This window comes from Sulfitobacter sp. SK012, from assembly GCF_003352085.1.
Lineage (GTDB): Bacteria > Pseudomonadota > Alphaproteobacteria > Rhodobacterales > Rhodobacteraceae > Sulfitobacter.
This window is the reverse complement of record NZ_CP025804.1, coordinates 3724275-3736278: the sequence shown is the minus strand read 5'-3', so window position 1 is coordinate 3736278 and position 12004 is coordinate 3724275. Positions and strand designations below refer to the sequence as shown.

Genomic DNA, 12004 nt, shown 5'->3' with positions numbered 1-12004 from the left:
TTAAAGCGTTGTAAATTGTGTGAGCCGGATCGATCGAAGCGCAAAGAGCGCGGAAATGATTGCGCATTATTTGGGCACTCCCTTCAGGGAGTAAGAAAACCTGCCCGCCCCGAGGGCCGGGATCACGGAAAGTGACCTCGACCATCTGTGGCGTGCAGGCGCTTGCCAAAAATAAGCGGGCAAGTTGAGTGCTGACAGTAGTCTTGAGGCGCGCCAAGGCATCGCTCGTTCTACGCCACGGCTGGAGCATGCTGTTCTCGAACCATATGCCAGCGCTCGGATCATGCCTTATCAATCGCCTCTTTGACCGCTTCACCCAAGGTCGCAGGGCTGTCGGCGACGATGATGCCTGCTTCGCGCATGGCGTTGATCTTGCTTTCTGCATCGCCTTTGCCGCCAGCGACGATCGCGCCAGCGTGACCCATACGGCGGCCGGGAGGGGCCGTGCGGCCTGCGATGAAACCAGCAGTTGGTTTCCAGCGGCCCTTTTTACGCTCATCCGCCAGGAACTGAGCCGCTTCTTCTTCGGCTGAACCGCCAATTTCACCAATCATGATGATGGACGTTGTCTCGGGGTCGGCCAAGAACATCTCAAGGACGTCGATATGCTCGGTCCCTTTGATCGGGTCACCGCCGATTCCTACGGCGCTGGATTGGCCCAGACCCAGATCTGTGGTTTGCTTTACCGCTTCATAAGTCAGCGTGCCCGAACGCGAGACGACGCCACAAGAACCGCGCTTGTGGATGTGGCCCGGCATGATGCCAATTTTGCAGGCGTCAGGCGTGATAACACCGGGGCAGTTTGGCCCGATTAGTCGAGACTTTGAGCCTTGCAGTGCGCGCTGAACCCGCATCATGTCGAGCACAGGAATGCCTTCGGTGATGCAGACGATCAGCTCCATTTCGGCGTCGATTGCCTCAAGAATGGAATCTGCGGCAAAGGGCGGCGGAACATATATGACCGACGCATTGGCCTCAGTCATGTGCTTTGCTTCGTGAACCGAGTTGAACACCGGCAGGTCCAAATGTGTTTGCCCGCCTTTGCCCGGTGTCACACCACCAACCATCTTGGTGCCGTAAGCAATCGCCTGTTCGGAGTGGAACGTGCCCTGCGAGCCGGTGAGCCCCTGACAGATGACTTTGGTATTTTCGTCTACGAGTACGGCCATGATGCGGTCCTTGTTCTGGTCTGTTTTGCCCCGGAAGGGCGGGATGAAAGCGGCAGGTGTCAGCCGCGTTTGAAAGGATTGAGCTGTTGGAAACGAGGGGAACGGAGCACGGGCCATCTGTCATATAGCGTGGCGCGTTGGGGAGAAGTGCCCGAAGGTGTGGCGGTAAGAGGGTCAAGCGATATCGCGCGCCGTAGTTCACGCGCGCTAAGCGGAGCGATCTTGCCCTGACGCGTTGCAATCAGCATCGACAGAGCAATTTGTAACGTTGCCTCGGGATCGAAATTGGTGACCTGCGGGTTGGTTAGGCTATCTTTTTTCGGGGTGAATAAAGACGTACGCTCCGCAAAAAACATGGCGCGAACACTTTCGTTTCCCTCGGCATAAACCGTTTGGGTTCGCGTTCGTCGACCAACGCTCATTTGCAGCGGTGGTTCGTTTGCGTAATGCGTCATCAGCCGATCAAGCAGGCCCCTCGCCAAAGGGTTGCGCCGTCCGTTTTCCAGCAAACTGGGTAGATAGCCGTTCAACACCCGCATCACTTCAGCAGCATCGCGGGACAAGGACGGATTTTCGTTTGTTGGGCGCTCAAGTCCTGTTGGGTCGATCCCGGCGCTGTCGCAGAAATCATCGATCAAATCTCCGCCCACTAGGCCGTCGCGCTCCAAAAGCCTTACTTTGAGGCGCTCAGGTCCGACCGCCTCGATCCAAGGCGCCAGCACCCGGGCGTGATCGAACCGCTTTTGTCTAAGGGACTTGTTTAGATATTCAGGAAATGCTGTTGTACCGCCGCGTTTGATCATTTCAGAATAGGCGCTGAGCGTGAGTGACACTTGATCGCGGATATAGACTACGTAATCGGGTGCGTCGAAGTACTGCCTAAGTAGCTTGTCAAAACGAGTCACGTCGGACGGTGTGCGCAGATAATGTGCGGCGTGTTCGCTGGACGCTACATACAGATCTTTGTCCGCTTTATTCTTGGCAAGGCTTGCCTCAAACCTGCGGACCATTTGTTCAGCATAGCGCTCTTGTTCGGTCAGCTTTTCGATCTGCAAGAGCCTCGAGATATGTGGGTCAGGGATATGGATCCCGCTGGCAGAGAGTGCCGCGATTGGCAGTTCCCATTGGCTGGAGTAGTTCGGATCAAGCCGATCATACAAAACGCCCATTCTGCTCAATGCGTTCGTATTGGCATACAAGAAACTCTGAATCGAGGTCGAGCCAACTTTGGGCCTTCCGATATGAAAGACCGCGCGCATCAGTTACTAGACCCCTGCAGTTTTAATCCAGCATAAAGCCGGTCTACAGCAATAAAGGTTTGCCCATCTTGAGTGCCAACATGCACGACCGCGACACGGCCCCGTACCAATTCGCGGCCTTCGATCAAGGCGGTTTCTTTACCAATCTCATGAGTGTCGGGCAAAGAAATTGGCGTTCCAAAAACCGGTGGCTGGGCCATTTGAGCACGCAGCGCAGCGATCGCCGCATCGCTGTGGTCACCGTCAAAGGTCACTTCGCAACGCCTCTCAACACCGCGTGGTGCATCAAGCGGACGTGGAGCAAGGCTATCGCCCCAAAAGGTGAGCGAGAAAGGTGCTTCGTCAGTGTTCATATTGCGACGCGCTTGCGCTTCGGTCTGACCCGCCTTGAAGCACCATTTGTTGAATGCTGTGATGCCGGCGTGAGGTGTCGCTTGCGCGGTACCAAATTGAGGCACCACCAGCAAAAGTGATGAAAGTGCCACCGCGCCAAATTGGTGTGGGAACTTGAAAGCTAAACCAATCGTCGCTCGAGCCTCAACGGTCTGTTGACTTGTCTGCCGAGCCTTGCCCAAGCCGGAACAAACCAGCTTGAGCGAAATCGAGGCGTCTGCACAATAGCCGAGTCGCTTCATCAATCCTTCCTGCAAAGCAGAGAGCAGATTGGTGAAAACAGCCGTAGAGCTAGTGCGAAGACGCGACAATTGATCAGCCTTTAACCGCTTTGACGATTTTTTGTGCGCCATCTTTCAGGTCATCCGCCGCGATCACGTCTAGGCCGCTTTCATTGATGATCTTTTTGCCTTCGGCGACCTTGGTGCCTTCAAGGCGGACAACAAGCGGGACTTTTAGCCCAACTTCTTTCACCGCGGCAACGACGCCCTCTGCGATCACATCGCAGCGCATGATGCCGCCAAAGATGTTTACCAAAATGCCTTTGACCTGTGGGTCAGAGGTGATGATCTTGAACGCTTCCGTCACTTTTTCCTTGGTTGCACCGCCGCCCACGTCGAGGAAGTTGGCAGGCTCGGCACCATAAAGTTTGATGATGTCCATCGTCGCCATCGCTAGGCCCGCACCGTTCACCATGCAGCCGATTTCGCCGTCCAGAGCGATGTAGTTGAGGTCGTATTTCGACGCCTCCAGCTCTTTGGGGTCTTCTTCGGTTACATCGCGCAGTTCTGCGATGTCGTTGTGGCGGTACATGGCGTTGCCATCAAAGCTAACCTTGGCGTCCAGCACTTTCAGATCACCACTGTCTGTGACGATCAGCGGGTTGATCTCAAGCATCTCCATGTCTTTTTCCATGAACGCTTTGTAGAGCAGACCCATCAAGCCCACACATTGCTTGACCTGCTTGCCCTCCAAACCTAGGGCAAAGGCGACACGCCGGCCGTGGAATGGTTGGTAGCCAGTTGCAGGGTCGACAGCAAAATTGATGATCTTTTCTGGCGTGCTTGCAGCCACCTCTTCGATGTCCATGCCGCCCTCAGTTGAGCAGACAAAACCTACACGGCTTGTTTGGCGATCGACCAGCAGGGCCAGATATAATTCAGTTTCAATGCCTGCGCCGTCTTCGATGTAGATGCGGTTGACTTGCTTGCCGGCAGGGCCTGTTTGGTGCGTCACCAGCGTGCGGCCCAGCATCTTTTTGGCCTCTTGCGCGGCTTCTTCAACAGACTTCGTCAGCCGAACACCGCCTTGTTCGCCTGCGTCAGCTTCCTTGAAACTCCCTTTACCGCGTCCACCAGCGTGGATCTGCGCTTTGACAACCCACAAAGGACCGTCCATTTCGCCAGCGGCAGATTTTGCATCTTCGGCTTTGAGGACAACCCGTCCGTCAGAGACAGGGGCACCATAACTACGCAAGAGGGCTTTCGCCTGATATTCGTGGATGTTCATGAAAAACGGTCCCGTTTTTTGTTCCAGTCAAGTCGCGTTATACGACGGAGTCTTAAAGCTCAGTTAGCAGTTTTTCCCATGTAACAAAAGATTCCCACCCAAAACCGACATTTGTGATCACACGTTTAAATCCTGTGATCACAAAGCCGTTCTGGATACCCTGCTAAACATGTTGAGAATCTGCAAAATCAGTCGTTTGGGGCAATTTGAAGTAAATGGTCTTCGAATTCGGAGCATATTGTGATGGCTTTGTCGTCTGGGTTGTAAAATGCGTTTGCCTCGCCACAAGTTACAACTGAGACCGTAACGGTCTCAGGTAAGGTCATCAGGGTGTTGAGTGCACCAACCTCTCGCTCAATCACAATGGTCGCCATTCCGCTTTGGCCTTCGGTGAATTGGAATGTTTCGCCGTCGCGCTTTTCCGCCATTTCATCAAAAACAGGCCCCCAGCTGTCAATCGCCAGCTCGAATTCCTCCTGGCAGGTTTCTGCCCGCTCTTCCGGTAACCCCAGATCACGGGCGAAATCTTCGCGGTCTTCGACATCTGCGCCATAGAACAGGCACACCAGATTGTAGAAACGCTGCAATTCTGCCCCATGCACATCCCACGCTGTTTCAGGCGAATCCGTTGCTGATTCCGCCTCAAATGCGATTGCAGCATAATAGGCAATCTCAGTTGCTCTATCGTCATCGAAGGTGGCGTTGATCAGCAAGATCGACGCGGTGTCTGCCGCGTCGTCTTCTTGGCCCATGATCGGCAGTCCGAGCACGTCGATAAGCGCGTGTCCCAGCTCATGGTAAAAGACTGAGATCAGATTGGCTTCGACAAATGCATCCTGCACCTCATCCGCAAGGGCACCGCAAGGCAAGGCCATGCTAAATGCGAGTGCGAGCCGCTTCACAGCGGCATCAGTGCCCAATAATCGAGGTCCAGCAGCACATCAGGTGGGTATTTGCCATCCGCGCCTTTCAATTTGAATGGATCGCCGCCCTTTGTTGCAACCAGCCGCAAGCGAATGGCACCAACACCCGGTGCTTTGGTCTCCGCTTTATCAAGAACTTCAGACCATGCCCTTATAGTGTCGCCTGCAAGGCACGGATTGGCATGCGCCCCTCCGTTGAGGCCGGCGATCATCTGCGCATTGGCTAGCCCGTTGAACGAAAGTGCCCGCGCCATCGAAATAACGTGGCCACCATAAATCAGGCGGGACCCGTCGGGCCGCGCCAATGTGTCAAAATGCACCTTGGCTGTGTTCTGCCACAGGCGCGTCGCCATCATGTGTTCGGCTTCTTCGATCGTCACGCCGTCGACGTGGTCGATCATTTCGCCGATCTCATAATCGCCCCAGCGGTGTGGCTCTCCTGCAAGCTCAAAGTCGTACCGTGAGAAATCGAGGCCCTTGGGGATGCGCAGCTGCCCGACGCTAAGCGCATTGGGCAAATTCGGGACCACCGTCTTGGGAGCAGGTGCATCCAGATCGCGTTTGCGCACCATGACCCAGCGGACGTATTCCAGCACCTTTTCGTCATGCTGGTTTAACCCTGTGGTGCGCACATAGACCACGCCCGTTTTGCCATTTGAGTTCTGCTTGAGGCCGATAACTTCAGACACACTGCGCAGCGTATCGCCAGGCCAGATCGGTTCTAGCCATCGCCCTTGAGCATACCCAAGATTGGCGACGGCGTTCAGGGAAACGTCTGGGACGGTTTTGCCAAAGACCACATGGAACGCGATTAAATCATCCAGCGGGCTGAAGGGCAGTCCACAAGCCTGCGCAAATTGGTCCGAGGAATAGAGCGCATGTCGCGCCGGATAGAGCATGTGATAAAGCGCGCGCTCGCCCATCTTAACCGTGCGTGGGACGGCGTGATTAATCACTTGCCCAACGGTATAATCTTCAAAGAAGCGCCCGGCGTTTGTCTTGGCTGCCATCTTAATGCGCCCCGAGCTTTGTGTCTGGCGTGTATTTGCCCTCAACGTCTTTAACGACGGCTTGTCCGCAGCGCATAATCCCAGCCGTATGGTCCCATGTTTGCGTGGGCGAGCCGTGGAGCGCCCAACCGTTGTTCAAGGCTTCTGTAACCTTGTGGCAGAATGCGGATGTGTCCTCTTCGGACAGGAATCGGTAAAGCTTCATGGCGGCTCCGGTCAGGTTGGAAATGGTGATACGCCGAGGGCAACATGCACACCCGAGATGATCACAAATAGGACTGTGGCGATCACGGCAAGGCGGATATAAGTGGCACGCCCTGCAGGCGGCGGCGGTGTCCAGTCTGGCTCTGCCTGGTTGATCAGCAGCATTGTCACACCAGACCAGGCCAACATCGCCCCGAAAAGGAGTATCGACGCCAAATCCCCGTTTACCAACAAATGCGCCACGGCCCAAAAGGCGACGGCGACCAATTGCGGATGGCGCAGCGTGTAAGCGGGCCACGCCTTGGCCCCTTTGGCCGCACTCGATCCAAAGACCCACAAGGCAATCAGCATCGCGAGGTTGTTGATGTGGGTAAAGAACGATGGCGGGTTCCAGACCGGAATGAACTCTGCCATCCGGTAGCCGATGATGATCAGCAACAGCGCCACCACGATGCCGATGGTCACAGGCAACCGGCCTGCATCGCCCATCGCGGCACGTTTTTCCGGCATCAGGCGTTTGAAGAAATGTGCGCCGACCCAAAGGATCAGGCCGAGTATTAGTAGGGTCATGGCAGATTACTCCGTGCTTAGTCGTGCAATAGCTTCCAGCTTTGCCAGCGTTTCACGGGCCGATGCAACATGCAAATTCTCTACGATCCGCCCATCGACCACGGCCACGCCTTGGCCTTCAGCCGATGCGGTATCGAACGCGGCGATTTGGCGGCGGGCAAGATCGACCTCAGCGTCAGAGGGGGAAAACGCTTGGTTTGCGATCTCAAGCTGGGCGGGATGGATAAGTGTTTTGCCGTCAAAACCCATATCGCGGCCTTGCTCGCACTCTGCGCGCAATCCATCTTCGTCCTTGAATGCATTATAAACGCCATCAATGATTGCGATGTTTTCCGCTTTGGCCGCCAGAACGCACAGCCCAAGCCCCGTCATCAGAGGTAGCCGATCGGAGCGGTACCGCACCTGTAGATCTTTGGCCAAGTCATTCGTGCCCATCACCATGCCGGACAGCAATCGGTGCGCAGCAATCGCCGGCGCATTCAGCATACTGCGGGGGGTTTCCATCATCGCCCAGATTGGCAGACCGCCAGTGACCTGTGCCAGCGCATCAAGATCAGCGGGGCAGTCAACTTTGGGCAAAAGAACCGCGTCGGCCCCCATCTTTGCGACAGCTGCCGCGTCATCATTGCCCCATGGCGTATCCAACCCGTTGATCCGCACAACTTTGAGCCGTGCGCCGTAGCCGCCAGTGGCGAGAGCATCTGCCAAGGTTGTACGGGCCGCGATTTTCTCCTCAGGCGTTACCGCATCTTCGAGGTCAAAGATGATCGCGTCCGCTGGCAGGCCGCGCGCCTTGTCGAGTGCACGTGTTTTGGAGCCGGGAATATAAAGGACAGAGCGCAGCGGGCGGGTCGCATCGGACATAGGAAGATTCCTTTGGTAATAATCTTGCGCGCAGAGGGGCATTTTGGGATGAAAACTTCAAGAGCAATTGCGCCGCACCGCAGCAAAACTTGACCGGAAGCAGCTGCGCACGATTGATTAACCAGTATTTTAGGTCTCGGGGCGCATGTTTCAGACGTTGCACAGACTGAAGAGGCCAGTGAGGCACTCTGACGAGGTGTGGAGCGTCTACATAACCTAGGCCATCCGGGTCTGTTTCAAAACCGAACGGACAGATAATACCGGGGATCGCCTTTTCGAATGAAAGGCCCTTAATATGAACCGTACCGCTAAGATTTTCCACCTGGTGGCCCTGACCGCTGCGGCAGCACTCGTCCTTGCCACAACGACAGACGCCGCCGCTCAGCGCGCACGCAATTGTGGTCCACGTGAAACCATCGTCAGCCGCCTTGCCGAGAAACATGGTGAATCGCGGCAATCGATAGGGCTTGGGGCCAACAATTCCATGATTGAGGTTTTCGCTTCTGATGATACCGGGTCTTGGACCATCACGGCGACGATGCCGACGGGTGTGACTTGCCTGATCGCCTCTGGCAAATCGTTCGAGCATATTGCCGAAGCGCTGCCCGCCAAAGGCACTGACGCTTAAGCCGTCCCAACACCACCGGGATTGTTGGGGGTGCTACATTTGGGGGGCGCTGCACCACATCGGTTGTAGTTTTCAGTCACAAGCGCGTTTAACCTTTGTCCTAGGTCAGCCCATCCCAGATCAATTTGCAGCCTGTGATGATCAAAAGCTGGTAAGTAAGGCCAAAAAACAGACGCTCCGGTACTAAAAAATGCGCGCGCACCCCAATCCATGCCCCCAGCACTGCAAATGGGGCGAGTACCAGATCAGCCAAGATCGTCTGCGCGCTAAAGATGCCCAAAAAAGTGTAAGGCACAAATTTCGCGATGTTAATTATCAAAAATACGACCACGGTAGTCGCCTGATATTCCGTTTTGTTCAGGTTGCGCGACAGCAGGTAAATCGCCGCAAGCGGCCCGCCTGCATGGCTGACAAAGCTGGTAAAGCCGGCTGATACCCCCATCAGCCCCCCGACCCAGTCCGGCATGGTGCCAGTTGCAATGCGAATCCAACCGCGCTTAAGCGCGAAGCGCCAAAACACAAACCCCAACGACACACCGCCGATTAAGAGCCGCAACAGATCAGGCGTGGCCAGTTGGTAGACAAGTGCGCCCAACGCAACCCCCGGCAGGCCCCCTGCGATAAGCAAGACCGCCTCGCGACGCCCCCATTTACCCCAGAACGGGCCAAGCGCGCTAAGATCGATCAACAGCAATAGCGGCAGCATGATCCCCAGTGCCATGCCGGGTTCGATGATCAGAGCAAGTATCGTGGCTGAGGCAAAGGACGCACCCGAGCCAAAACCGCCTTTGGAAATGCCAGCAAAAATGACCGCAGGTACAGCGACAGCAAAGAAGGTCCAATCGAGGGTCAGCATGTCATCTACTAAAGAATCCAATTTTATTCAGCACAACCACTACAGATGAAGGTTCGGCCGTTGCGCCGACAAGATCACCAAACCTCTACGGGGACTATCCCAAAAGAAGTGCACTGAGAGAACACTTACGATCCCTCCCGCATTGTTCGATAGAGCTTGACCCAACGAACATCGCGCGGCTTTGAAAACCCGTACGGCCGTGAATAACCGCTGGGTCGCGTCTTCGACAACGCATGGCCCGTACCAATCAACATCTTTAGGTGTGAAGGATCCAAGAGGGCCGCGCGGAGATTGAGTTTGGCTCATATTGCTGGCTGTCTTCCGATTTGTCGCGCAATTGGGCAAGGTTTGTATGCCAACTTGCGCGTCCAAGCGGATGGGTTTATCCCCCCTGCAACGCAAACCTCATGGAGTACTGCACATGGCCAGAGCCAAAATCGCGCTGATTGGCGCGGGCAACATCGGGGGCACGCTTGCCCACCTTGCTGCCGTCAAAGAACTGGGTGACGTTGTGATGTTCGACATCGCCGAGGGCCTACCGCAAGGCAAGGCACTTGATATCGCCGAATCCGGCCCTTCTGCTGGATTTGATGCCGCAATGTCCGGCACACAAGACTATGCAGATATCGCAGGTGCTGACGTCTGCATCGTGACCGCAGGTGTCGCCCGCAAACCCGGGATGAGCCGCGATGATCTGCTGGGCATCAACCTCAAGGTTATGAAATCTGTCGGCGAGGGCATCGCAAAGCACGCCCCCAACGCTTTTGTGATCTGCATCACCAACCCGCTTGATGCGATGGTCTGGGCGCTGCGTGAATTCTCTGGCCTGCCACATGAAAAAGTCTGTGGCATGGCGGGTGTTCTTGATAGCGCGCGCTTCCGTCACTTCCTTGCTGACGAATTCAACGTGTCCATGCGCGATGTGACAGCCTTTGTGCTGGGTGGGCATGGCGACACCATGGTGCCACTGGCGCGCTATTCGACTGTGGCCGGTATCCCATTGCCCGATCTGGTGAAAATGGGCTGGACCAGTCAGGAAAAACTCGACGCGATCATCCAGCGTACCCGTGACGGTGGCGCTGAAATCGTGGGTCTGCTGAAGACAGGTTCTGCATTCTATGCGCCTGCGACATCCGCGATTGAGATGGCCGAAGCCTTCCTTAAGGATCAAAAGCGCGTGCTGCCTTGTGCGGCCTATGTGGACGGTGCTTACGGGCTTAACGGTTTTTACGTCGGCGTGCCGACTGTGATCGGTGCCGGTGGTGTTGAGAAAGTCGTCGAGATTTCGATGAACAAAGACGAGCAGGCGATGTTCGACAGCTCCGTTAAGGCCGTCAAAGGTTTGGTCGAAGCGTGCAAAGGCATCGACGGCTCATTGAGCTAAGTCTCAGAGATAGAAACGAAAAGGGGGCGCGCTGATCACAGCGCGCCCCTTTTTGGTTTGATCGTTAACTTAAGTGCAGATCAAGCCGCTTTGCGCTTACGACGGAAGGCACCAAGTCCGGCAACTGCGCCGCCCAACAGCAGAACACTGGCAGGAAGTGGCACGGGGGTTGGCTCAAATTCAGCAGTGAATCCGGAGAGATAGAAGGGAGTATCGACCGCCGAGAAGCTGATCGAGAAAAACTCGCTGACGGGTCCAAGGGGCGTCGTGACGCTAACAAACGCGCTGTTAAGGAATCCGAAAGAAGGAGTGGCCGTGAGGAAACCAGCATCAGTGGTGATTGATGCAACAAGCCTATCCCCTGACCCGGAGATGTCATCATGGCTGGCCCCGCGGAAGGTGAAGTCAGACAAGAATGTGACGGCAGTGCCAAAGGTCAGCGTGACCGTTTCCCTGCCGTCAACATTGTCGTCACCTGACTGGACGCATTGCGATGAGGCCGTCAGTCCAGTCGAACAAACGCCCAGACCAGCTGGTTGACCACCAGACACACCGTCAAGATAAGCATAGGCGTTCGATGTCAGCCTGACGTCAAGGCCACCAAAGTTGAAGGTTTGCCCTTCGACACTCTGTTCACCAATGCTGGCGACGAGATCAACAAAATTTATATCCACCGTGGCGGCGGCGGCGGCAGTTGTCGTGGCAGCGACAATGGCCAATGTAGAAATAAGCGTTTTCATCTTATTGTACCTTTCAAGGTCATATTTAAAAGAACGTGTTTATCGACACGAACTGCACAAATGCCGCCAGCAGTTCGGCGACAATTCGCTGCAAACTATCAAGGACATAAACCTGCCACTAAGGAATTGGGTGAAACGGCACGAAATGCACGGTACCCGCGAAATTTGGTGCGCCGTTGAGGGATTATGGCGGCAATGTGTCATTACTGTAGCTCAATGGGAAACAGCCGATAGGTGGCGGTGTGCCATCCCCAAGATGTTTGCAGCGCTATGAGAATCGTTTTGGCGGAGCAGTATCCCCCGAAACAGGTCTGATCTGGTTTTGAATGCCGAACGTCTTGGAGCGCAAATCTTTGAAGCAAAGCACGACGAAGTTCGCGCGCCAAACTTTCAACAGCAGTGGCGCGCGTGGGCGCGAAAAAAACTTCAAAGGCTCGTGAGAGCTTTATAATGAAGGGGAATTTCCGATCTGCCCGCAAACTCAGATAAGTCGAG

General features: G+C 55.3%; 13 protein-coding genes. 2 read left to right on the top strand and 11 right to left on the bottom strand.

Features of this window, described 5'->3' with window-relative positions:
- Positions 1 to 281: 281 nt before the first annotated feature.
- From sucD to C1J03_RS18215, 9 genes are all read right to left on the bottom strand, one after another.
- Complete coding sequence (sucD, locus tag C1J03_RS18255; protein ID WP_114887888.1) at positions 282 to 1169, bottom strand: succinate--CoA ligase subunit alpha; 888 nt, start codon at positions 1167 to 1169, stop codon at positions 282 to 284.
- Between the two features lie 59 nt (positions 1170 to 1228).
- On the bottom strand, positions 1229 to 2428 hold the full coding sequence (locus C1J03_RS18250) for a hypothetical protein (protein WP_114887887.1): 1200 nt from the start codon (positions 2426 to 2428) through the stop codon (positions 1229 to 1231).
- Entirely contained in the window at positions 2428 to 3063 is a 636-nt protein-coding gene (locus C1J03_RS18245) for a hypothetical protein (RefSeq protein ID WP_216825865.1), read from the bottom strand. The genes C1J03_RS18250 and C1J03_RS18245 overlap by 1 nt, the downstream gene beginning before the upstream one ends.
- Positions 3064 to 3136: 73 nt before the next feature.
- Positions 3137 to 4330, bottom strand: coding sequence for an ADP-forming succinate--CoA ligase subunit beta (sucC, locus tag C1J03_RS18240; protein WP_114887886.1), 1194 nt, complete (start codon positions 4328 to 4330; stop codon positions 3137 to 3139).
- 188 nt (positions 4331 to 4518) lie between these two features.
- Positions 4519 to 5232, bottom strand: a complete 714-nt coding sequence (locus C1J03_RS18235; protein WP_162798587.1) for a DUF4344 domain-containing metallopeptidase — start codon at positions 5230 to 5232, stop codon at positions 4519 to 4521.
- Complete coding sequence (locus tag C1J03_RS18230; RefSeq protein ID WP_114887884.1) at positions 5229 to 6263, bottom strand: MaoC family dehydratase; 1035 nt, start codon at positions 6261 to 6263, stop codon at positions 5229 to 5231. Before C1J03_RS18230 ends, C1J03_RS18235 begins: the two co-directional genes overlap by 4 nt.
- 1 nt (position 6264) lies before the next feature.
- Complete coding sequence (locus C1J03_RS18225; protein WP_114887883.1) at positions 6265 to 6468, bottom strand: DUF1737 domain-containing protein; 204 nt, start codon at positions 6466 to 6468, stop codon at positions 6265 to 6267.
- Positions 6469 to 6479: 11 nt separating this feature from the next.
- On the bottom strand, positions 6480 to 7037 hold the full coding sequence (locus C1J03_RS18220) for an NnrU family protein (protein ID WP_114887882.1): 558 nt from the start codon (positions 7035 to 7037) through the stop codon (positions 6480 to 6482).
- A 6-nt stretch (positions 7038 to 7043) separates the two neighbouring features.
- Entirely contained in the window at positions 7044 to 7901 is an 858-nt protein-coding gene (locus C1J03_RS18215) for an HpcH/HpaI aldolase/citrate lyase family protein (RefSeq protein WP_114887881.1), read from the bottom strand.
- 295 nt (positions 7902 to 8196) lie between these two features.
- Here C1J03_RS18215 and C1J03_RS18210 point away from each other — a divergent pair, with 295 nt between their 5' ends.
- Positions 8197 to 8529: a hypothetical protein gene (locus C1J03_RS18210; protein ID WP_114887880.1), complete on the top strand. Its 333-nt coding sequence runs from the start codon at positions 8197 to 8199 to the stop codon at positions 8527 to 8529.
- 100 nt (positions 8530 to 8629) lie between these two features.
- Here the strand turns inward: C1J03_RS18210 and C1J03_RS18205 are convergent, their stop codons facing one another.
- The gene (locus tag C1J03_RS18205) at positions 8630 to 9385 is read right to left on the bottom strand and encodes a sulfite exporter TauE/SafE family protein (protein ID WP_114887879.1); all 756 of its coding nucleotides are present in this window, start codon (positions 9383 to 9385) and stop codon (positions 8630 to 8632) included.
- A 421-nt stretch (positions 9386 to 9806) separates the two neighbouring features.
- Between C1J03_RS18205 and mdh the strand changes: the two genes are divergently transcribed.
- On the top strand, positions 9807 to 10769 hold the full coding sequence (gene mdh, locus C1J03_RS18200) for a malate dehydrogenase (RefSeq protein ID WP_114887878.1): 963 nt from the start codon (positions 9807 to 9809) through the stop codon (positions 10767 to 10769).
- Between the two features lie 80 nt (positions 10770 to 10849).
- On the opposite strand, the gene C1J03_RS18195 is transcribed toward mdh, so the two are convergent.
- A complete protein-coding gene (locus tag C1J03_RS18195; protein ID WP_114887877.1) occupies positions 10850 to 11509 on the bottom strand; it encodes a VPLPA-CTERM sorting domain-containing protein in 660 nt (219 codons plus the stop codon).
- Positions 11510 to 12004: the final 495 nt, after the last annotated feature.